The organism is Vulcanisaeta sp. EB80 (assembly GCF_002078205.2).
Map to the genome: position 1 here is coordinate 21,217 of NZ_LCWN02000012.1, position 20,202 is coordinate 41,418.

The 20,202-nt window shown below is 46.6% G+C and carries 23 protein-coding genes and 2 pseudogenes; 15 read left to right on the top strand and 10 right to left on the bottom strand.

Features of this window, described 5'->3' with window-relative positions; all coding sequences use genetic code 11:
* Positions 1 to 10 precede the first annotated feature (10 nt).
* Both B7L70_RS03675 and B7L70_RS14255 read right to left on the bottom strand, forming a co-directional pair.
* The gene (locus B7L70_RS03675) at positions 11 to 883 is read right to left on the bottom strand and encodes a lysine exporter LysO family protein (RefSeq protein WP_081226544.1); all 873 of its coding nucleotides are present in this window, start codon (positions 881 to 883) and stop codon (positions 11 to 13) included.
* Positions 861 to 2,320 (bottom strand): annotated as a pseudogene (locus B7L70_RS14255) (RNA-guided endonuclease InsQ/TnpB family protein). Before B7L70_RS14255 ends, B7L70_RS03675 begins: the two are co-directional and overlap by 23 nt.
* Before the next feature lie 203 nt (positions 2,321 to 2,523).
* On the opposite strand from B7L70_RS14255, the gene radA reads away from it, so the two are divergent.
* The 3 genes from radA to B7L70_RS13870 are packed head-to-tail and all read left to right on the top strand — an operon-like array spanning position 2,524 to position 5,196.
* Positions 2,524 to 3,480: a DNA repair and recombination protein RadA gene (radA, locus tag B7L70_RS03685; protein ID WP_081226545.1), complete on the top strand. Its 957-nt coding sequence runs from the start codon at positions 2,524 to 2,526 to the stop codon at positions 3,478 to 3,480.
* Between the two features lie 50 nt (positions 3,481 to 3,530).
* Positions 3,531 to 4,709, top strand: coding sequence for a GTP-binding protein (locus B7L70_RS03690; protein ID WP_081226546.1), 1,179 nt, complete (start codon positions 3,531 to 3,533; stop codon positions 4,707 to 4,709).
* Between the two features lie 40 nt (positions 4,710 to 4,749).
* Complete coding sequence (locus tag B7L70_RS13870) at positions 4,750 to 5,196, top strand: hypothetical protein (protein ID WP_238376084.1); 447 nt, start codon at positions 4,750 to 4,752, stop codon at positions 5,194 to 5,196.
* Positions 5,197 to 5,355: 159 nt separating this feature from the next.
* Here the strand turns inward: B7L70_RS13870 and B7L70_RS14260 are convergent.
* Positions 5,356 to 6,576: pseudogene (locus tag B7L70_RS14260) on the bottom strand (zinc ribbon domain-containing protein); the annotation flags it as partial.
* 681 nt (positions 6,577 to 7,257) lie between these two features.
* Here B7L70_RS14260 and B7L70_RS12995 point away from each other — a divergent pair.
* The 5 genes from B7L70_RS12995 to B7L70_RS03720 all read left to right on the top strand — a co-directional run bounded on the left by B7L70_RS12995 (position 7,258) and on the right by B7L70_RS03720 (position 10,442).
* On the top strand, positions 7,258 to 7,512 hold the full coding sequence (locus B7L70_RS12995) for a hypothetical protein (RefSeq protein WP_143701527.1): 255 nt from the start codon (positions 7,258 to 7,260) through the stop codon (positions 7,510 to 7,512).
* Between the two features lie 65 nt (positions 7,513 to 7,577).
* Positions 7,578 to 8,561, top strand: a complete 984-nt coding sequence (locus B7L70_RS03705) for a replication factor C small subunit (RefSeq protein ID WP_081226548.1) — start codon at positions 7,578 to 7,580, stop codon at positions 8,559 to 8,561.
* Positions 8,562 to 8,631: 70 nt separating this feature from the next.
* Positions 8,632 to 9,642: a transcription initiation factor IIB gene (locus B7L70_RS03710; protein ID WP_081226549.1), complete on the top strand. Its 1,011-nt coding sequence runs from the start codon at positions 8,632 to 8,634 to the stop codon at positions 9,640 to 9,642.
* A gap of 46 nt (positions 9,643 to 9,688) precedes the next feature.
* Positions 9,689 to 10,084 carry an HIT family protein gene (locus tag B7L70_RS03715; RefSeq protein ID WP_238376085.1) on the top strand — a complete coding sequence of 132 codons (396 nt, stop codon included), beginning with the start codon at positions 9,689 to 9,691 and terminating at the stop codon, positions 10,082 to 10,084.
* Positions 10,074 to 10,442, top strand: a complete 369-nt coding sequence (locus B7L70_RS03720) for a hypothetical protein (protein ID WP_081226550.1) — start codon at positions 10,074 to 10,076, stop codon at positions 10,440 to 10,442. The genes B7L70_RS03715 and B7L70_RS03720 overlap by 11 nt, the downstream gene beginning before the upstream one ends.
* On the opposite strand, the gene B7L70_RS03725 is transcribed toward B7L70_RS03720, so the two are convergent.
* The 4 genes from B7L70_RS03725 to B7L70_RS03740 all read right to left on the bottom strand — a co-directional run bounded on the left by B7L70_RS03725 (position 10,428) and on the right by B7L70_RS03740 (position 12,479).
* Positions 10,428 to 10,778 carry a hypothetical protein gene (locus B7L70_RS03725; protein ID WP_081226551.1) on the bottom strand — a complete coding sequence of 117 codons (351 nt, stop codon included), beginning with the start codon at positions 10,776 to 10,778 and terminating at the stop codon, positions 10,428 to 10,430. The two genes, B7L70_RS03720 and B7L70_RS03725, sit on opposite strands and share 15 nt — an antisense overlap.
* A gap of 137 nt (positions 10,779 to 10,915) precedes the next feature.
* Positions 10,916 to 11,503 (bottom strand): zinc ribbon domain-containing protein, encoded by a 588-nt coding sequence (locus tag B7L70_RS03730; RefSeq protein ID WP_081226552.1) that lies wholly within the window; start codon positions 11,501 to 11,503, stop codon positions 10,916 to 10,918.
* A 13-nt stretch (positions 11,504 to 11,516) separates the two neighbouring features.
* Positions 11,517 to 12,026 (bottom strand): hypothetical protein, encoded by a 510-nt coding sequence (locus tag B7L70_RS03735; RefSeq protein WP_081226553.1) that lies wholly within the window; start codon positions 12,024 to 12,026, stop codon positions 11,517 to 11,519.
* 6 nt (positions 12,027 to 12,032) lie between these two features.
* The gene (locus B7L70_RS03740) at positions 12,033 to 12,479 is read right to left on the bottom strand and encodes a hypothetical protein (protein WP_081226554.1); all 447 of its coding nucleotides are present in this window, start codon (positions 12,477 to 12,479) and stop codon (positions 12,033 to 12,035) included.
* A 387-nt stretch (positions 12,480 to 12,866) separates the two neighbouring features.
* Here B7L70_RS03740 and B7L70_RS03745 point away from each other — a divergent pair, with 387 nt between their 5' ends.
* Positions 12,867 to 13,340: a ribosomal protein L13e gene (locus tag B7L70_RS03745; RefSeq protein ID WP_081226555.1), complete on the top strand. Its 474-nt coding sequence runs from the start codon at positions 12,867 to 12,869 to the stop codon at positions 13,338 to 13,340.
* A gap of 2 nt (positions 13,341 to 13,342) precedes the next feature.
* Here the strand turns inward: B7L70_RS03745 and B7L70_RS03750 are convergent, their stop codons facing one another.
* On the bottom strand, positions 13,343 to 14,041 hold the full coding sequence (locus B7L70_RS03750) for an HAD family hydrolase (RefSeq protein WP_081226556.1): 699 nt from the start codon (positions 14,039 to 14,041) through the stop codon (positions 13,343 to 13,345).
* 88 nt (positions 14,042 to 14,129) lie between these two features.
* Here B7L70_RS03750 and B7L70_RS03755 point away from each other — a divergent pair, with 88 nt between their 5' ends.
* From B7L70_RS03755 to B7L70_RS03775, 6 genes are all read left to right on the top strand, one after another.
* Positions 14,130 to 14,564 carry an RNA-binding domain-containing protein gene (locus B7L70_RS03755; protein ID WP_081226557.1) on the top strand — a complete coding sequence of 145 codons (435 nt, stop codon included), beginning with the start codon at positions 14,130 to 14,132 and terminating at the stop codon, positions 14,562 to 14,564.
* Between the two features lie 37 nt (positions 14,565 to 14,601).
* The gene (gene prs, locus B7L70_RS03760) at positions 14,602 to 15,489 is read left to right on the top strand and encodes a ribose-phosphate diphosphokinase (protein ID WP_081226558.1); all 888 of its coding nucleotides are present in this window, start codon (positions 14,602 to 14,604) and stop codon (positions 15,487 to 15,489) included.
* Positions 15,490 to 15,523: 34 nt separating this feature from the next.
* A complete protein-coding gene (locus B7L70_RS03765; protein ID WP_081226559.1) occupies positions 15,524 to 17,062 on the top strand; it encodes a type II secretion system F family protein in 1,539 nt (512 codons plus the stop codon).
* A gap of 182 nt (positions 17,063 to 17,244) precedes the next feature.
* Positions 17,245 to 17,418, top strand: coding sequence for a hypothetical protein (locus B7L70_RS13700; protein ID WP_202908674.1), 174 nt, complete (start codon positions 17,245 to 17,247; stop codon positions 17,416 to 17,418).
* 1 nt (position 17,419) lies between these two features.
* A complete protein-coding gene (locus tag B7L70_RS03770) occupies positions 17,420 to 17,866 on the top strand; it encodes a hypothetical protein (RefSeq protein WP_081226560.1) in 447 nt (148 codons plus the stop codon).
* A 68-nt stretch (positions 17,867 to 17,934) separates the two neighbouring features.
* Positions 17,935 to 18,435: an adenosine-specific kinase gene (locus B7L70_RS03775; RefSeq protein ID WP_081226561.1), complete on the top strand. Its 501-nt coding sequence runs from the start codon at positions 17,935 to 17,937 to the stop codon at positions 18,433 to 18,435.
* Here B7L70_RS03775 and B7L70_RS03780 read toward each other — a convergent pair.
* Complete coding sequence (locus B7L70_RS03780; RefSeq protein ID WP_081226562.1) at positions 18,407 to 18,889, bottom strand: hypothetical protein; 483 nt, start codon at positions 18,887 to 18,889, stop codon at positions 18,407 to 18,409. The two genes, B7L70_RS03775 and B7L70_RS03780, sit on opposite strands and share 29 nt — an antisense overlap.
* A 58-nt stretch (positions 18,890 to 18,947) precedes the next feature.
* Positions 18,948 to 19,565, bottom strand: coding sequence for a hypothetical protein (locus B7L70_RS03785; protein WP_238376087.1), 618 nt, complete (start codon positions 19,563 to 19,565; stop codon positions 18,948 to 18,950).
* Positions 19,566 to 20,202 lie beyond the last annotated feature (637 nt).

Below are 20,202 nucleotides of genomic sequence, written 5' to 3' on the forward strand. Positions count from 1 at the left end.
CGTTTATTAACTAAAGCATTAGTATGTAGGGAAGTAGTATTGGTAGCACCATTGTTATTACGAAACCACTAACGAATGCCGTGAAACCGCCGGTTTCACCTATATACAGCCTATAGATAGGTAATGTGTCATCCATCGATGTAGCACCACCGATAGATACCAAGGCCACATCCCTAAAGCCACCCATTACAAAGAGCGGTACAGTAATGTATGTAAGCTGTTCCCTAAGGAAATTCGCTAGAAAAGCCAATGTGCCAATTGCTGGTCCGAATTTAACGCTTAATAGAGGACCTACCAATGAGTACCACCCCATTCCCATGGATATGCCCAGGGATTCCGGTGGTGGTAAACCTAGTACGTAGCTTAATAATAACCCATCCACCGCGCTACCAAACATTGCCGAGAACGCTATGATAACGCCGAGAGAGCCATGCGCGATGAATCTCCTATTAATTGACGAACCCATATCCAAACCAATCACTAGAATTAGCGCTAACAATTCAATTACTATTGCAGAATCAATGTACCCACTGGGTATGGGTGGTTTCACGTAGTAACCAAGCAACCAACCAATCACCAATACCGTTAATAGGATTACGGGTAATCTAACGCTTACCTTATCGCTATTACTCACTGCCCCATTACCCCCTATGCGCTTAATCCTTAGGACCTCGCTTATGGGCACTGTAACCGCTAGGCTTGCTATCATGGATGTCACGGCGTATATGACGGCGTAAGTCACTATATTGATTACGTAATTGCTTGAAACAACACCACCAGCCCATAGGGACATTGTGAACACGAGCGCCATGACCACGTACTGTAGGTAATGGCCTAAGCCGAGGGTCTTTACCCACGCCTTAAGGTAATAACCAATAACCATTGTTATTGGGAATCTGACCTCTTCCCCGCCTTTTGGGCGGGGTTTTGTTGGGGTCTTGGGTGTTACACCGCTTTGTGGGTGCTACTTTGTTGTGGTCTGCAATAAAGGAGAGTGGCTTCTTGATTGTTTGTGGTATTTTGCCTGTTGCCTTCCTCATTATGTTTAGTGCGCCGTTTAGGTCTGAGTGGAGCTTATGCCCAAATGGGCAGTGCACTACTCCCCTTGGTTTTCTCTTTACCTCGACATTGTGATAAGCACAATACTTTGAGGTGTTGTACTCAACAACCTCGAACACCCTAATGCCGTACTCCTGTGCTTTTAATTCAATGGCTTCCATGAGTTTACGGTATGACCACATGTTTACCGTGAATTTATTGCCTTTATCTTGAGCGATGTTGAGTGGATAGCCTAGGTAGATTGTTGAAACGCCGAGTTCATGAAGCTGTTCAATTAGGTGTTTTGCGAAGTTTCTATACAGGTGGAGTAACCTCCTCATTAGTTTACTAAATAGCCTCCTCACCTCGTGGTTCAACTCATCAATAGCATCATCCAAAAGTTTGTCCTTGAGGGTATCCCTTAGGGATTGAATTCTTGAGATTAGCCTCTGCATGTAGAAGAAATCCTCCTTAGCCCTAACACCCTTGTAAAGGAGCCAGGTACCGTCACTCACAACAACGCTAGCCAGGTTATTGATACCCAAGTCTATAGATGCGACCTTATTGCCTTTAGGTGATTCAATTTGAATCACCCCCCCCCTCCCTTCACAATGTGCTTACTCCTCTTACCAGTCCTCGCCTCCTCAACACCAACCTCCACAGGTATGTGTGCATACCAAGCATTCCTAGTATCGTCATAGATTATCTCAAGCCTACCCTGCTTGCCATACCACCTAAGCCTACCAACGAACCTTATCTCCATGTTGAAGTCCTTTAGGATGATGATGCGCCTTTCTACATCAACAACATACCTATCCTGCCTAACAACAATTATCAGCCTCCTCCTTCCAGTTTCCTTATCCTTCCAATAGCCGGGCGGAGAAACACGCTTCATGTGTGGCGGTAGTTTTCCTTCCTTCTTCAACCTCAGTAATGAGAAGAAGGAGTTCCAATCCTCATTGTTCTTCTGCATAACCGCTTGAGCATTAACACCAAGCACACCCCTATACTTCTCGTAATACTTATCCCACGTACCCCTGAAATCAATCCCTTCATTGCGAAAGAACTGTTGCCTCCTCTCGTAGTTTAATTCATTCCACAGCTTGGCTGAGATGTTTGCTAACCTCTTCAGCTTCCTCTCCTGAGCACCATTGGGAAGTAAACGAACAATGATCGTTCTCCTATTCCTGTACTCGACAGGATAAACACCCTCCCCCGGTATTGCGGGAGAAGTCGGCCCCCGCTCCCCATCTTGAAAGAATTCACCGAGGGAGGGCACCAAAAGAGAAAATAGCCTTGAGCTTAAAAACCCACCCCGCCCCAGAAGGGGCGAGGCTTGCCGTTTATTTATCACCAGGAATAATTCGCCAATAACTTCCGCGAGACCTGTCACGAATAGGCGATACCATTTACTCCTTTTATTTCTTAACGAATTTTAACAAATACCTATTTATTGTTGGTTATGATTTATGGAGTTGAGGATTTATGGGTCAGGGCGTCGTCGACTTAGAGGATCTGGAGGGGATTGGTCCAAAGACAGCGCAGTTGCTGAAGAGCAAGGGTATCCTAAGTATTAAGCACCTAGCCCTCTTCAACCCTGAGGAGCTTATTGAGCTAACGGACATGACACCGGACAGGGTTGAGAAAATACTGAGGTCCGCTAGGGACGTGGTATTTGGCAGTAATAGGGTTGCCAGGGCTACGGATTTGGCAAAGAACTTCGAGAGCATTGTTAGGTTAAAGACGAACGTTAGATCCATTGATGAGTTATTGCAGGGTGGTCTTGAACCTAAGGCTATTTACGAATTCGCAGGCGAGTTCGGTACCGGGAAGACCCAACTTTGTCACCAACTATCGGTTACCGTTCAACTCGGCCAGGACAGGGGTGGCGTTGGCGGTGCGGCCATTTACCTGGATACTGAGGAGGCCTTCTCGCCGAGTAGGATTTCGAGCATTGCCCAGAGGTTCGATCTAGACCCCAACGAGGCATTAGACAACATATACGTCATCAAGGTCATTAACGCGGTTGATCTGGAGGATAGGATTAAGTTCGATGTTGTTAGGTTGGTGGAGCAGGCCAATGTTAAGTTAATAGTTGTGGATTCAATCATAGCCCTCTATAGGGCTGAGTTTAAGGGTAGGGAGAGGCTTGCCGAGAGGCAGCAGAGGCTTAATTACATCCTTGATTGGCTCATGAGGATTGCCAAGGTTTACAACGTATATGTTGTACTGACGAACCAAGTCCTCGATGTGCCAATGGGGTATATTGAGGTTAAGAGGCCGGCTGGTGGTAATGTGCTAGCCCACGCAGTTACGCATAGGTTATTTCTCAGGAAGTCCAGGGAGGATGTTAAGGTTATGGAGGTCCTGGACTCACCAAGGCTTCCCTTCAAGGCCAGTGCCATGTTTAGGATCACGGATAAGGGCATTGAGGATGTTTAGGGTCTCGGTTATTAATCTTAAATAGATGGTTCTTTTTATACAGTATAGTAATGCCGGCTAACTTACCGCCAGAGGCTAAGGCCAAGTGGCTCAAGGTAATGGAGGCCAAAACACCTGAGGAGAAACTGAGGGCCCTAGAGGAGTTCCTGAGCGCCGTGCCTAAGCATAAGGGAACCGAGAACCTGGTTCACTGGGCTAGGAGGAGGATGGCGCAACTACGTAGGGAGATTGAGGAGAGGAGGGTTAAGGAGAGATCGCTCAGGTCTGGCGGTGGAGCTAGCTTCTATGTCGAGAAGGGTGGTGATGCGCAGGTGGTTGTTATTGGCCCACCGTCCTCCGGCAAGTCAAGCCTGTTGAGGTGCCTTACGAATGCTAAGATCGAGCCTGACGACATACCCTACTCATCAATTGAGCCGGTACCGGGCATGTTTATTCACGACAATGTATACTTTCAATTAATAAAGTTGCCATCATTAAATGTGGAGAACCCCGACTCGGACCAGAACTCACTAACCTTATCAATGATTAGGAACTCCGATAGTGTAATTCTTATCCTTGATGCAAGTAGGGATGTGGAGGTTCAATATGAGGCTATAAAGAATCTACTTAGGGAGAATGGCATTTACATAATTAAGCCGAGGGGTTTCGTAACCATAGAGAGGAGGCCTGGGGGTGGTATTCAGGTAATTGGTAAGCTCGTTAATGGTACTGCCGAGGACGTGAAGAAGCTACTTGTTAGTTACGGCATCAACAATGCGTTGGTGACGATAAACGGGGAGGCATCGATAGACGATGTTGAGGAATCCATATTTAAGGAGACGGTTTATAAACCATCCATAGTTATTGTTAATAAGGTCGACCTAGCAGACAATGATTATGTAAGGGCTATTGTTGGTAAGTTAGGTAATGAGATCATCACCTTAACGGCATCCCTAAAGAACTGTAAAATAGATTCCAAGACCCTTGGTGAATCATTACTTAAGGTTATGGATCTAATAAGGGTTTATACGAAGGAGCCTGATTCCGACACCTACTCATCAAAGCCCTTCGTTTTAAAGAGAGGCTCTACTGTTGGTGATCTTGCAAAGCGAATACACAGTAGGTTTTACGAGGGCTTTAGGTACGCAAGGGTTTGGAGAATTGATAGTTTTCCAGCGGGTGTTAAGAGGGTTGGTATCAATTACATCCTTAATGATGGGGATATTGTTGAGATTCACTCATCACTGTAGCCACAACCTTATTAACCAATTTCATAGTAATTAATCAATAATGAGTTCACAGTACAACGAGTGCATAAGGCTCCTTAAGGAGGTTCTTGAGAGATTAGAATCGATAGAGGGCGAACTGGATCTAATTAAGGAGGAAATCGGGGAATTGCGTAGTCAGGGTCGTAGCAAGGCTGTGGCTTATCACGAATCACCGCAGGGAGGCAGGGGTTTGATTAAGGCAATAAGTGATAACTTATTCCTGGATACTAGGGATGTAATGGCTAAGAGACTCCTTAAGCGGCTGATTGACAATGGTAAGGTTGTTCTTCTTAGGGATGAGTCAGCGAATAGAGAAGTGGTCACCACGAAAGAGGTTATTAGGAACCTACTGGCTGACCTCCTCCCTGCCCTGTGGGGGCGTGGGTGGTTTCCTCGCCCAGCCTTCATCGGCCCCTCCGGCTGGGTTCATGGGTTTGCCCCGGGCCAGCACCGCGGGGCTTTTCTCTAAGCTGGCCATGAATTCCCTGAGTGTGGCGTATAGATGGTGCACGATGGGGTATGGTATTAGTGGGTTTGATTTTTCCTCGTGCTCTCTCCAGCCCATCCTTTTCCTCAAGTCCCACCAAACACACTTGGTCCAGGACTCTGGTGTTAGCTTCCAAGCCATATTGAGTACGGAGGCATAGTCCCTATCTACATAGTGACCCCTTGGGCAGTAAAGAACGTGCCAGTCGTTGGTCTCCACAAGCCTAACAAAGTGAACTGGGCATACCCTACTGTTTCTGTATGATGATACGTGGAATATCTTCGAACCCCTCTCCAAAGCCTTACCCTCAACGGCTTCCTCCAAAGCCTTGAACGGTGTTTGTTTAATCCTATGCCTCAACTCGTCTTTCTCAATTCCATCAATCATCGATTCCTGCGGGTTCTCACCAAGTTCTTCGGTGATTATGATTGATGGTGTCCTTGTTAGTTCATTAGCCACATGCCTAACCCTACCAACCTTCCTAACCCCCTCCCTTAGGTGCTTCACACGCTTCCTAAACTCCCTTGTGTCCGTGACATTCGAGAACTTGCCACTTGGTAATGTGAAGTGTGGTTTTAGTCTCTCAATGATTGCGTTCCTAACCCTCTCATACCTCCTAGCCAACCTACCAAAATCAGTCCTTATGGTATACAGTTCTGGCGTTAAGTACTGCCTATTCCAATCAGCCACCTTGCCCACGGTGGTTTCGATGTCAATCCTACCAACGGCTACCGTGTTCTCGTTGATGTCGAAGGAGATGATTGATTTTGGTTCCTCCTCCTTGGGCTTCAGCTTGAAGATGAATATGGCATACCACTTATTCATCCTCCTCTTAATGATTAATGTGCTAGCCAATCTAGCCTCTCCAATTAGTACCTTCCACCAAAACAGCCAGAAGCGCTTGTGAGGCTTTATCCAAACCTCCCTCCTCTCACCAAGTAGGGAAAGCTCAAGCCTGACTGGGGCTATTGATTTGATGAATTGGTCATAACTCCAAGCCATTTCGGTGAACCTAATGGACACAGCCTTAACCTCAGGGTAGGGCTTATCCACCAAGCCCTTTCTTTTTCTTCTAAGGAATGACTTCGCGATTTCAGATGCCTGCCTAATGGCTTGGATTATTATGTGGGAGTGCAAGCCCTGATACTCCAGCCTATACCTGCTGTAGAACAACCCATGGAGCTGAGTTGCATTTGTAACATTGTTCTTAACGGCGTACTCAACGACCTCACGAACAATGCTGAGATACGCAGTCTCGACAGAATAAAGTAGCTTGTTGAGTTCCTTAGTGGTCTCGAGCTCGACGGCAATGGACCTACGTAGTGGTTTCCTTGTTTCATTGGTTGTGGTTTGTGGTGGCATGCCAATCACCTAGGCATTTCCTCACCCCCATTGCTTTAGCCGCCACACAATTCTGATTCCATACATACTCGATGGGCGTGGCTCAATAAGCTGCAATCAACACCTCCATAGGTCATAAGCCGAGCCATTACATAGACACCCAACCACACCAACAATCATTTCATCTATTAGATTTATAAGGCACTACAATCAATTCCTCAAACCGATAAGCCCGGCTTTAGAACTTTGCGGTTCAAGATGGTTAACGCAGACCCAACATTCAAACACCTAACACAACAACACGCACCGAGAAAAGTCATCGAGAAACTACCAAAAATAACACTGGCGTGAGGACCAACAGGCCGTCCAAACAAACCCAAGGCACAACAACCATAAGAGGTCTCCGGCTCGAATCCCACTGGGCCCACCAAGATGTTGTTTTGTATTCCGTGGTTTGTGTTTGGTTCCGTGGGTGTGGGTTTGTGAGGCTGCCTGAGTAAGGACTTCAATGACATGGCTTCTTTCCAGGTCGTTCATGCCGTTATATAGCGTTTGTTTGCATAGTTCCTTAAACATATGGCTTATTTCGTGGTTGCAATATGCTAATACTTTCTAAATAGGTATTGTGCGGGTGATCTGACCAGGCTGAGCTGTTTTTATCAGAGAGCTTCTAAAGAGCCCTAATCCCGAGCTGGATTTTGCATGAATTACATAGTTCCTATTTTCACGAAGCTTAACGATTATTTCCATAGTCCATTTACATCATCAAACACAACCATACCATACTCCACCATACAGTACCTACATGCAATACCCAAGACTTTCACGGCCAGCTTAGAGAAAAGCCCCGCGATGCTGGCCCGGGGCGACCCCATGACCCGCCACCGGATGCAAAATGAAGGTGGCGGCGAGGAAACCTCCCAAAAAGGGAGGAGGTCAGGTATTACTCAGGGATAATAAATACGTTGTCTCAGAAGCCTCGAAGGAATTTATTTAAAGGCTCTTAATAATGCATTCCCATAATGTCATCTTCTGAGGAGGTGCTTTGGGTTGAGAAGTATAGGCCGTCTAGGATTGATGACATTATTGACCAGGATCACGTAAAAACCAGGATAAAGGAGCTCCTAGCCCTCAGTGACTTGCCACACCTTATATTCTTCGGACCCCCTGGTACTGGTAAGACTACCATGGCCCTTGCCATCGCCCACGAGCTCTACGGCGACTCCTGGCGTGAGAATGTTCTCGAGCTCAACGCAAGCGACGAGAGGGGCATAGCGATGATTAGGGAGAAGGTGAAGGAGTTCGCAAAGACGTTACCCACTGTTAAGGCGCCCTTCAAGCTTGTGATACTTGACGAGGCAGACAACATGACCCCAGATGCGCAGCAAGCCCTTAGGAGAATCATGGAGATGTACACGACCTCTGTCAGGTTCATACTCCTAGCCAACTACCTATCTGGCATCATAGAGCCTATACAATCGAGGTGCTCACTGTTTAGGTTCTCTTCTCTACCTAAGGACGCCGTTATTAATAGGTTGAGGGAGATTGCCTCAAAGGAAGGCGTAAAAATTGGTGAGGATGCGCTGGAGGCGATTTGGGAGATAAGCCAGGGGGACATGAGAAAGGCAATAAATACGCTACAGGCGGCGGCGAGCCTTGGCGGTGTCGTGAATGAGGAAGCTGTGTATAGGGCTTTGGGCAAGGTTAGTCCGTTGAGGGTTAGAGCCTTGATCACCGAGGCAATTATTGGTGATTTTAGTAAAGCTGTTAGGGAGGTAATGTCTCTGATTAGTGATGAGGGCGCCGACCCGCTTGATATTGTAAAGATTATTCATAGGGAGGTTACATCCTCCACATCGCAGTTGAAAATACCTGAGGAATTGAAACCTAAGGCCGTGTATATGGTCGCCGAGCATCACTATAGGCTACTGAGGGGTTCAAGTGGTGAGTTGCAGATTTATGGGCTCTTGGCGAAGCTTAGGAGATTGCTTCGTGAAAGCCATTAATCGTGTTCTACGGAGAGAAAGGTTTATAAGTAATTAAGGGCTATGCGAAAAGCTTTAATAGGGGATATTTATGTCTAGCTCCGAACAGGAAAGGAGGGATCAACAAGGTGGATCTAATATATTGAATAAGTTAAAGGTATCAGGTAAGATAGTTGAATTTAAGTCTGAAGGTGAGGAGAAGCTTGTATGTCCATACTGTGGATCGACAACCTTCATATTCGATTACGAAAATGGACAAGTAATATGTGCTAAGTGTGGTTCGGTTGTGCTTGAGCGGGTTATTGATCAAAGGCCTGAGTGGAGGGCATTCACGGCCGAGGAGAAGGAGAGTAGGGCTAGAGCTGGTGGTCCACTCAATAGGCTCACCAGCGAGGCATTGACTACAACGATTGATTGGGCGACCAAGGATGCGAGTGGTAAGGAGCTTGATATCAAGAGGAAGCTTGAGATTTTGAAGTATAGGAAGTGGCAACAGAGGGTTAGGGTTCAGACTAGCTATGAACGCAACGTAATACAGGCAATGAATGAACTAAGCAGGATCTCCTCACAATTAGGCATACCCAAGGCCTGCGTTGATGAAGCCATGGGTATTTATGAGCAAGTGTTAACAAAGGGCTTGGTTAGGGGTAGGAGTGTTGAGGCCATAGTAGCCGCATGCCTCCACATGGCCTGTAGGAAGATTGGGATGCCCAGGAGCCTTGACGAGATTAGTCAATACACAAGGGCCAGTAGGAAGGAGGTTGCCAGGTGCTTCAGGTTGATTGCTAGGGAGTTGGGTGTTAGGTTGCCGCTTAGTGATCCTAAGCTCTATGTCCCCAGGATTGTTGAGCAACTAAAACTAAGCGGTGAAATCCTTAGGGAGGCACTCAACATATTGGAGCAGGCAAAGAGGAGGGGTTTAACCGCCGGTAAGGACCCGGCAGGTCTGGCAGCTGCTGCTGTTTACATAGCGTCCTTATTGAGGGGTGAGGTTAGGACGCAGAAGGAGGTTGCGATGGCTGCCCAGGTTACCGAGGTCACCGTTAGGAATAGGTATAAGGAGTTGGCTAGGGAATTGAACATCAAAATACCAATAAAGTGAAAACCTTTAAACTCAGGTGGATTCATTTACTTACTGTGATTTCTCAATGGCGTGTGAAATATGCGATATGTTGAATAATGAGGAATTGACAATAATTAGGAATGAAAAATTCGTAGTAGTTCATAACCCTCGCCCATTCAATAACGGACACCTAATAATCGCACCAGTTCAGCACGTATCAATTAACGAGATTGACCAATCTCTCCTAATAGAACTCATGGATTTAACAAAGAAATTAGTCGCGATCTTACAGGAAATTTACAATCCACATGGATTCAATGTGGGCATATCATTAAAGCCCCATGTTTACATACAGGTCGTACCTCGGTGGAATGGTGATGTGAGTTTCATGACGTTATTTTACAATGTTAAAGTTGTGCCTGAAACCGTTACGGAGTCTGTTAGTAGGATTAGGAATGCGGTGAGGATGTATGGCCTTTGAGATTGTTGATTTAGTAATATCAATAGTGATATTGATATTCGGCTTTTCAATCTTTACGGCCGTAGTCAATGACTATAGGATGGTTACCACGGTCTCTAGGCTATTGAGGAAGAGGGTTAGGGTTTCTGCGTTCCGTGAACTAGCCATACCAATATACCCATCATTAATGAGGCTTGAGGTAATCAATGTGAAATCATTGACGGAGGGCGTGGATGTTGAGATCCAGGGAAATACGATTAAGGTGATAAACAACGGTATTGTCAGTAATACTGACATTAAGATACTGATTGATGCTGTGGTTGTTGGTAGGCTTGGTGATTACCCAGTGAGGGGTGTTATTGTCCTATCTCCTTATTAATTCGATATTCAGCACAATAACTAGCACGTCTAGTATAACGTTTATGAAGAAGGCGGTGTATAGACCAATTGATGGTATTGTTGGGGTCATTATAACAAGAACGAGCAATGCCACATCAGTTCCCGTTATTGCCAGCACAAGCAGTAGTGTTATCAGTATGTTTGTTGTTAGTGAGTAGCTGGACACGGCAAGGAGTGAGTAGACTATCGCCGTCATTAGTATGGCGATTAAGAACTTATTCAATGGGTTAAGGATCCCCAGGTAAGCTAAATCGAGCACTATTAGTACAAACTCCACGTACCGCACCAACGCCATGTACGTAAACAACCTATACATTCACCACAACGGGTATGCCTGCATTAATTAAGCATTTTTGCCTCATTTGGTTCATCATTGATGATTGTATGGATCATCCTGTTAAGTCGGTGGTCGTGGATCTTAAGCTTTAAATATTGCTTGGGGTAATGATTTCGTTAATGTATATGGTCGTAGGTTTGAATTCCAGCGGCCGCGCCGAGACATTGTTTCATATTCCGTTTTAAGCTTTGTTTCCCGTGGGCATGGGTTTGTGAGGTCATGGGAGAATGCTTACTAGCCCCTCCCTTTTTGGGAGGTTTCCTCGCCCTGCCTTCATTGGCTCCTCTGGCTGGGTTCATGGGTTTGCCCCGGGCCAGCACTGCGGGGCTTTGCTTTAGACTGGCCTTGAAGGTCTTTAGTACTGCGTGTATGTATTGCACGATATTTTGTGGTATGACTGGGTTGTGTTTGTCCTCGTACTCTCTCCAGTTCATTTCTCGCTTCATGTTCCACCAAACACCCTTGGTCCAGGACTCTGGTGTTGTCTTCCACGTCATATTCAACACGGATGCGTAGTCCCTATGCACGTAATGCCCAAGTGGGCATTGCAATGTATGCCAATCACTAGTGCCCTCAAGCCTCGTAAAATGAATTGGGCATACCCTGCTGTTCCTGTAGGATGAGACTCTAACGAGTTTCGAACCCCTCTCTAGTGCCTTGTCTTCGACAGTCTTTTCAATGCTCTTGAATGGTGTTTGCTTAATCCTATGCCTAAGCTCACCCTTGTTTACGCCAAATCATTTCATCCTGGGGCCTTTCACCGAGCTCTTCTGTTATGATTATTGCCGGTGTTTTTGTTAGTTCGTTAGCCACATGCCTGACACGACCAAGCTTCCTACCCCTTTCTCGTAACTTCCTCACACGCTTCCTAAACTCCCTCGTGTTTGTCACATTCACGTAATTACCGCTCGGTAATATGAAGTGTGGTTTTAGTCTCTCGATAATCGCATTCCTAATCTTTCCATACCTCCTAGCCAATTTGCCGAAGTCGGTCCTTATCATGTAGAGCTGTGGTGTTAAGTATTGCCTATTCCAATCAGCCACCTTGCCCGCTGTGGATGGTAGGTTAATCTTACCAACGGCAACAGTGTTCTCGTTAATATCGAAGGAAATGATTGACTGCGGCTTCATCACCCTAGGCTTCAGCTCAAAGGCAAAAATTGCATACCACTTGTTTGCCTTTCTCTTAATGATCAACGTGCTAGCCAGCTTAGCCTCTCCATTCAATACCCTCTACCAAAACAGCCAGAAGCGCTTGTGAGGTCTCAACCAAGCCTCCCTCCTCCCGCCGAGCAGTGATATGGCAATTCTAACCGGGGCTATAGAGCCAACGAACTCCTCATAATTCCAGGTTGTTTCAACAAACCTAATCGAGACGCTCCTAACCTCCGGATAGGGCTTATACGCCAAGCCCTTTCTCCTCTCCTCCATGAATGACTTGGCGACTTGCACTGCCTGCCTAATGGCTTGGATGATTAGTTGTGAGTTGAGACTTGGGTACTCCAGCCTATACTTGCTGTAGAACAGCCCATGGAGCTGAGTTGCATGTGTAACATTGTGCTTAACGGCGTATTCGACGACCTCGCGAATGATGTTGAGGTATGCGGTCTCAATGGAGTGGAGTAGCTTATTGAGTTCCCTAGTAACCTCAAGCTCAACAGCCACAGACCTACACAACATCCACAGGAAAAAGTAGCAACCAAAAATAAAAGCCACTCACGACAATTCATTAGATCGTTCGTAGCAATGCAACAAGGGCTAAGGCTTGGATTGCACTTAACAAGAATGAGGAAGCACTAACGACGCACGCAATACTCATGAGGAACAACCACAAAACACCCAACACAACAACACACCAAAAGCAATGATAGAGAAACTACTGAAGGTAACGTTAATATAAAATAGTCAATATTGTCTTGCTAGAGCCCGTTGGTCCGATTATGAGTATGTGCGGGCATACTCCACAGAATGACCAATCGACCCCCGCCCTGTAAGAATGAGATGCCCCACTATGCGGGGTCTCGCAGTGATAGGTTTTAAAACCCCAGCAGAGCTGACGTGTGTGGGATGTCACAGACAGCACAACCGTCGATTGTTCCGCCGCCGGACCCATTGGTTAGGAAGCCGAGGCTGATTAGTAGTGGTGGTGTTTTGGGTAGTGAGTGGAGGGTTGGTAGGGGCTACTCTGTCGGTGAGGTTAAGGCTGTTGGCTTAACTGTTAGTGAGGCTAGGTTGTTGGGTATTAGGGTTGACACGAGGAGGGATAGTGTTTGGGATATTAATGTCCAAAGGCTTAGGGAATGGCTTAATAGGGTTATTAAGGGTGAGGTATTACCGCCAGAACCTGCGCTACCTAAGGCCGTTAAGATTAAGCGTAAACGTGGTAGAGTATTTAGGGCATTAACGCCTGCTGGTCGTAGGATGAGGGGATTAATGAGTGTGAAGCTCAGGGAGACCCATGCCCATAAGTGGAAGAAGAAGGCTAGGGAAAGGGCGCTAAAGAGGAGGCACGAGGCCGTTAGGGCTAAGGGTGGGCATTAATCTTACTCAAGCTTTTCGAGAATTTCAGGTAATTGTGTCAGTGTCGTTATTTCGTAGAATGGTTTAACGGGTAACTGAACATCAGATGTCCTCCTAACAAAGATAACCTTTAGGTCGAGAAACTTAGCCCCAATTACATCCTCAACTAACCCACTCACGATTAAGGCATCGCTTGATGCGATCCCAGCCCTATTGAGTGCGGCTTGGAATATCTTGATGGCTGGTTTACCAACCTTCGTTAAGTCTGAGCTAACAACACCCTTAAAGTACCTCAGTAGATTGTTCCTCAATAGTATCTTCTTAGCAATGTCATTATCGAGGTTCGTGAGTATGTACATGGGCGTACCCATCTGTGATAGTTTATCCACCGCATTGACAACATCAGGGTATAGCTCGGACGTCTCAACGATGAGTGATGATATTGCATTACCGAAGTAATCGAGCTCAGTGGGGCTGAGGCTTAGTGAGTATTTCTTTAGTAGTGATATCATGGTTTCCCTAGCCAACTGCCTCAGTGACCTATAGACACCCTTACTTATCAACATGCTGTACTTATCATCCCACTCCTTCCTAAACTGTCTAGCCAAGTCATCAAGTGATGCCCTTATGTTCAATTCATCCCTAATCAACCTGGCGCCCTCCACCTCAAAGTTATTAAGTCTAATCAGGGTATTCAACACCTCGAAAAACAGCGTCTTCATACGAAACCCAGACTCTGCATGCTTATTTAAAGCTTAAGATCCACGACCACCAACCTTTAATAATAATTGGATTATTCACATTGGGACTATGAGGGTTGAGGTTTGGGTTGAGGTTAGGCCTACAGAGGATGAGGATAAGGTGAGGAGGGCGTTAAGTAATGTGTTTATCTATGATGAATTAAGGACGGAGGAAAGTGAGGGAAAGAGATACATAGTGGCCTTTGGGGAGGGCTTTAAATCATTGATTAAGGTTCACAACCTAATTAAGGAGCAGGGTATTGAAGATAGCGCGAGGTCCGTACTAATGAAGGGCATTGAGGACAACAAAGTGGTCTTTCACCTGCATAAACAAGCCGCGTATGTGGGGGTGTTGACCTTCGTTACCGAGAAGAATGAGAGCCCACTTGGACCAATAACATTCATTGTTGAGACTAACGACCCAAAGAGACTCATTGATTGGTTGGCGCCAAAGACCTCGAGGGGCAGGAGGCTGTATGAGGTTTCCCCACCTGATGATCCATAAATAATTCTTTAAAATAGGCAGTGATGACTTACCATGTATGGCGAGGCATTTAGTGGCATCATTTCAGTGGTCCTCAGACGTGGGTAATGAGATAGCAAGCTCGCTAGGTTTTGCTCATGTGATTCTTGAGAGTAAGCAGTTCCCAGATGGTGAGTCATACATCAGGTACCCCATCGACATAACGACGTATGACGGCCTAATCCTCGTACAAAGGGCATACCCAAACCAAGACACTAGGTTATTCCAGACGATGCTGGCTGTGGATGCAGCCCGTGACGCAGGTATTAAGGAGATACACGTTGTCCTGCCATACCTACCATACTCAAGGCAGGACAGGAGGTTCAGGGACGGCGAGCCAGTTAGCCTATCAACAGTGTTGACGCTCCTATCGTCACTAAGAGTTTCCTCGGTGATCACCGTGGACGTGCATAAACCGGAGGCGTTTAGGGTTTCAGGTGTTAATTGCGTGAATGTGGAACCCTTCGAGTTATACGCGGAGAGGCTGAGGGGCTCAAAGAACGTTGTGCTGCTGAGTCCGGACCTTGGCTCCTTATGGAGGGTTCGGAAGGTCAGCGAATACGTAGGCATTCAATATAGCTATCTCGAGAAGTTCCGTGATAGAATAACTGGTGAGGTTACCATGAAACCTAGGGAGCTCGATGTTGCCGGTAAGGAAGTATTCATAATAGATGACATAATAGCCACTGGAGGAACCATAATCGAGGCAACAAAGATCCTAAAGAGCATGGGGGCCGTAGGAGTTCATGCAATGGCAACGCACTGCCTATTGCTTAATGAGGCTGATTCGAGGATGTTCGAGGCAGGGGTCTCATCAATAACTTGCACAAACACAATACCCACCAAGTACGCGGAAATTAACATCAATCAACTAATCGTTAGGGCACTTAGAGAGTTAATAACGTGAGTGCCTTTTAACTCGTATTGAGGCATATAGTTATGTGAAGACGTTGGGGCAATTGCTCAGGGAATACCTGAATAATAAGGCTGTGGCTGGTGGTTACTCGTGGGATACAAATGCCATATCCAAGTACGTGGAGGGAATTACGTATGCCTTACTAGTAATGCCGGCGGTGGCGTATGTATTAACGAAATCATTACTCCTAACAGCAATTCTTGCGGTGGCTCCGGCATTACCGATTTCGCTAACTATAATTTGGGCTGAGTACTCTGTAGATACGGTTAGGAGCAATGTTGAGTGGGAGTTGCCGTTTTTCACGGTTCTCCTGGACGTGGTTCACGATGTTGGTGGCAACATAACACATGCCTTCGAGATAAGCGGTAAAGTTGGTCTTAGGTGGATTAGCAGGGAGTGGTCGATAATTAACAGGTACGCTCTAACCACAAACTCGATAACGAAGGCTATGCAGTTGAGGGCTAGGGTTCACCCAAGCCTCGAGTTTCAGAGGTTCATTAATGGTTACGTGTCCGTGTGGAGTTATAGCGGTGATGTTGTTAATTACGTTAGTAATGTTGAGGGCACATACCTATCAATGCTCAGCAGTAGGTTATCGGCCTTATCGAGGCAGATAATAGATGCTGTTCTTGCGGTTACGTCATCGATAGTGATAATGGTGCTTTTCATGATAATAGTGACTGTGTTGGGCGTGAGTGGGGCATTGATGTACATATTGCCCTCCATAGCCCTCGTGATACCAGCACTAATACTGAGGGTTTACGCATCAATACCGTACATAATACGAATCAGCATTAAACACGACAGGTGGATGACCGTGGTGCTGGGAGTCTCTGTAATAATCAGCGTGTTATTGATGCTGTACTATGGGGTCTACGGAATGATAGCGCTTGCGCTACCCCCCGTACTATTCTCCGTCCTAGTGACGAGAGGCGTTGATGAGATGAAAAACTCCATATTATCATTACCCGACCTAATGCGCGACGTCTCAGAGATGGTTAAGGCAGGTGTGAGCATGGGAGCGGCACTAGAGAGGGTTTTAGGTAATCAATACCCAAGCCTCTTGATTAATTACCTACGCAAAGCCACCCAGTTTAATAATTATAACATAGACGGTTCATGGGTGATGAAGTACGCGATCGGGATTCTGAGGGAAATATCGAGCCTTGGTTCACCATCTAAGGCATTAGACAAACTAGTTAGGGTATTCCTGGATGTAAAAGCCCTGTTAATGGGCATTAATTATAACGCAAGGTCGCTGCAGATACTCAATTACTCATTGCCATTCATATTTGCCGGAATTTCGTATGTAAGCAGGTTCGTGGTTTCAATGCTCAGCTCAGTAATTGAAAACGCCCAATACTCATTGGTGGGCCTCGTGATACCAAGCATGAATACGGTATTGGCTCCATTAATGATCACAGCGTACATAATAAGCCTATCCCTCGCCATCCTATCATCACTACTCAGCGACCTAACACTAAATCCATCGGTTAAGTTTATGGTGCCTGTGCCATTAACACTGGTACTCATGCTTATGGTGACGACGAATCCAATCCCCTAGAGTTGGGTGAGGTGGGTAAACGCAGCACAAGGTCCTTAGGCCATAGGCACGATTCTCCTTAGAGGTAGTCGAATAAGGTATAGTGGCAGGTTGGGTTTACGCCATCCTGTCTCCGCGGGATTACTATTGCTTTGCCAGTATTAGCGTAAGACTTTAAAAGCACCTTGACTTCAAGACGGGTTGTGTACGTACCTAAGACATTAATGCTTGGCAGATGCTGGAGGTGCGGTAAAAGGATTTATAGGTACGATGATTATTACGTGTGCCCGAAATGCCACGCAATCTACTGCCCAACATGCGCAAAGAAGACCTTCTATAAATGCCCTGCCGATGGAACACCGCTAGAGGCTAGATAACATGGCTATCCTCACCGGCTTGATGTCATTCACGAAGGGCCATGGAATACGCTCGCTCAGTATAACTGGTCCTAAGGGCCTATTTGTAATTCAAGCTGTCAGCGGTACCAGGTTTTCCGTGATGATTAGGGATCATAAATACGTGAAACTCGATGATGAGAAGTTCGAGAAACTACTCTTTGCCTTTTCACCAATAATAAGTAGGGTTATAAAGATCACAGACACCAATTACTACACATTCCTCGGTAGATATGTGTATAACGGTAAGGAGCTCATATATGAGCCGTATGTCGACCTTATGAAGACCGTGACGATAAAAATCACGGGTAAGAGCATAAGGATAGTGTATGGCGAGAATAGGCTCAGGTTGAGGAGGACCAAGAAGGGTTACACACCTAGGGAGATGCTCGAAACCTTAACCTACGTGATTAAGGGGCTCCATGGATAATTTTACTGAGCCTAACAATTATGTAGCGTGATGGTAATGCTTAAAGGACCAGCCTGTGTCTAATCACAATGTCTCAGGGTATTAAGTTCGAGGTAATAGACGTACCAATACCCGAGGGTACGAACGTAATCATAGGCCACAGCCACTTCATAAAAACCCTCGAGGACGTGTACGAAGCCCTCGTAAACTCAGTGCCAGGCATAAAATTTGGGCTCGCGTTTTGCGAGGCCTCGGGCAAGAGGTTGGTTAGGCATGAGGGTAATGATGAGGAGCTGAGGAGGTTAGCCATTGATTTGTGTAGGAGGATCGGTGCTGGGCACACGTTCGTTATTTACCTAAGGAATGCATGGCCAATAAACGTGCTCAACGCCCTAAAGCATGTTGTCGAGGTGGTTAACATACACGCAGCCACCGCAAACCCTCTCTCGGTCATTGTGGCTGAGATAGCGCCTGAGCGTAGGGGTGTTGTAGGGGTCGTTGATGGTCACTCACCACTTGGTGTTGAGGGCGATGCGGACATTAGGGAGCGTAGGGAGTTGGTTAGGAGGTTTGGTTATAAGCTTGGTTAGGGCACTGTGATTTAGCGGTATTAACAAGGGACACAAGCCTCTCCCTAAAATCCTCAAGCTCCTTCGTTAATTCCCTCATGATCAGCTCAACCATATCGCTTGGCTTCGCATCTGAGGGTAATGATTTCAATACATTATCCACAAAATCCCTCACATCGGGTGGTAGCATGGGGTAAGTACCCATCAACCTCTTAGCCAACTCATCAACACCCTCAACCCTAACCAACTCCCTAATGAAGTACCTAACCCTACCCTCGGTGTTGTAGTACTCATCGAGTAAGTTAATTAAGAAGTCCAAGTCAACATTAACTGAGCACGCCCTGTAGTGGGTGTCCACGAACCTCAGCAGCGTTATTATATGCTTAACACCGCGCTCGCCAACCGCATGCCTAAACCAACCCTTATTTATCAATTGGGCAATGTAATCCCTAGCCTCAAGGACGTCATCAACCACGGAAAACATGAACAACTAAAGAATTAAAGCATTTAGCCGACAACGGATAATGAAGATCCTAAGGTGATGTGCTCAGCATTTCGGAGAGTGCCATGTGGGTGTTCTGCGTCAATGCATAGTTCAGGAAGTCCCTAACACCGTCTGGGTAACCCCTACTCCTCACGCCCTGGCACATACCTATAATTAACAGGAGCATAATGACCGTCAGTAGTATGGAGAGCACATTACCAAGAAGCCCAAAGGCGAGGTTATTCCTATCCTCAAAGCCCATAACATAGTCCCTAACATCCTCATAAACAGCCATATACACATCATGATTAACCTCTATGGGATTAAGGAAGGAGGGCCTCGACAAACTCTCCTCATTACCATAAAGCGTCTTCAGCAGGAAGGTCTCCGCAACAATACCCGCGGCATCAACGGCATCATCACCATCACCCTGAGACGCAATCAACGCCTCAAAAACATCCCTCATGAAACCAGCCCTAAAAACCTTGGATAATGAAACCACAATCGAGAGCCTAATACCATTACCACCCCTCATCATTGATGCAACGCCGTAGATAACCACGGAAACCACGGCATAACCAATCCTAACAACCTCCTTAATAACCTCATCCCCAACCGCACCACCAATCAACGACCTAACAAAACCTTCAACAGCAGTATTACCCATTGAGTAATTAGCATATAACATGCAAATAAACCTACTGCCCACCACAATTTAGAAAAATTTATTTCCAAAACACAGTTAATTAAGCCGGGACCGGGCCTGGAGAGCACACCCAGCTCTCCCCTGGGTAACACCCAGGCCGATGGGTTCGGAGGCCGAAACCCGCACATGGGTTTGGACACGGAGCCAGGGAGCACCGGCACCTCGATGAAGACCAGTCCCCTAGGGTGCCCACGCCGCAGATGGCCAGCCGTAGGGCTGATCGTCTGCGGAACCCGGCGAACCGGGTTAGGCCCGGGAGGGAGCGGACCCGTACACGGGGCTTACCCCTAAGCCGGGGTGGGCACGTTTAGGGGAGTGCTGGTCGGAGAATGGGCCGGTGTGGGCCCTGGTTTCGTGTCCAAACCCATGTGCGGGGTTGGGTCCCGAATTTTGTTTCTGTTTTTGTTTCCCGTGGGTGTGGGTTTCCAGGGCGTGGTTGTGTTCTCTGTATGCCTTCACGCCAGTGTTACCTTCGGTAGTTTCTCGATGGTTTCCTGTTTTAGGTGGTGTTGTATTATCCCAATGAACCCTATGCTTAGCCCAGGACCAAGACACAGGGAAAAAGAGACGGGGAAAAATAAAAGCCTAAAACAAACCG

What these genes read in the sequence shown, in the direction of transcription:
- B7L70_RS03675 (WP_081226544.1), bottom strand. Translation starts at nt 883, where the DNA reads ATGGTTATTGGTTATTACCTTAAGGCGTGGGTAAAGACCCTCGGCTTA.
- radA (WP_081226545.1), top strand. Translation starts at nt 2,524, where the DNA reads ATGGGTCAGGGCGTCGTCGACTTAGAGGATCTGGAGGGGATTGGTCCA.
- B7L70_RS03690 (WP_081226546.1), top strand. Translation starts at nt 3,531, where the DNA reads ATGCCGGCTAACTTACCGCCAGAGGCTAAGGCCAAGTGGCTCAAGGTA.
- B7L70_RS13870 (WP_238376084.1), top strand. Translation starts at nt 4,750, where the DNA reads ATGAGTTCACAGTACAACGAGTGCATAAGGCTCCTTAAGGAGGTTCTT.
- B7L70_RS12995 (WP_143701527.1), top strand. Translation starts at nt 7,258, where the DNA reads ATGAATTACATAGTTCCTATTTTCACGAAGCTTAACGATTATTTCCAT.
- B7L70_RS03705 (WP_081226548.1), top strand. Translation starts at nt 7,578, where the DNA reads ATGTCATCTTCTGAGGAGGTGCTTTGGGTTGAGAAGTATAGGCCGTCT.
- B7L70_RS03710 (WP_081226549.1), top strand. Translation starts at nt 8,632, where the DNA reads ATGTCTAGCTCCGAACAGGAAAGGAGGGATCAACAAGGTGGATCTAAT.
- B7L70_RS03715 (WP_238376085.1), top strand. Translation starts at nt 9,689, where the DNA reads ATGGCGTGTGAAATATGCGATATGTTGAATAATGAGGAATTGACAATA.
- B7L70_RS03720 (WP_081226550.1), top strand. Translation starts at nt 10,074, where the DNA reads ATGGCCTTTGAGATTGTTGATTTAGTAATATCAATAGTGATATTGATA.
- B7L70_RS03725 (WP_081226551.1), bottom strand. Translation starts at nt 10,778, where the DNA reads ATGTATAGGTTGTTTACGTACATGGCGTTGGTGCGGTACGTGGAGTTT.
- B7L70_RS03740 (WP_081226554.1), bottom strand. Translation starts at nt 12,479, where the DNA reads ATGTTGTGTAGGTCTGTGGCTGTTGAGCTTGAGGTTACTAGGGAACTC.
- B7L70_RS03745 (WP_081226555.1), top strand. Translation starts at nt 12,867, where the DNA reads ATGTCACAGACAGCACAACCGTCGATTGTTCCGCCGCCGGACCCATTG.
- B7L70_RS03750 (WP_081226556.1), bottom strand. Translation starts at nt 14,041, where the DNA reads ATGAAGACGCTGTTTTTCGAGGTGTTGAATACCCTGATTAGACTTAAT.
- B7L70_RS03755 (WP_081226557.1), top strand. Translation starts at nt 14,130, where the DNA reads ATGAGGGTTGAGGTTTGGGTTGAGGTTAGGCCTACAGAGGATGAGGAT.
- prs (WP_081226558.1), top strand. Translation starts at nt 14,602, where the DNA reads ATGGCGAGGCATTTAGTGGCATCATTTCAGTGGTCCTCAGACGTGGGT.
- B7L70_RS03770 (WP_081226560.1), top strand. Translation starts at nt 17,420, where the DNA reads ATGGCTATCCTCACCGGCTTGATGTCATTCACGAAGGGCCATGGAATA.
- B7L70_RS03775 (WP_081226561.1), top strand. Translation starts at nt 17,935, where the DNA reads ATGTCTCAGGGTATTAAGTTCGAGGTAATAGACGTACCAATACCCGAG.
- B7L70_RS03785 (WP_238376087.1), bottom strand. Translation starts at nt 19,565, where the DNA reads ATGGGTAATACTGCTGTTGAAGGTTTTGTTAGGTCGTTGATTGGTGGT.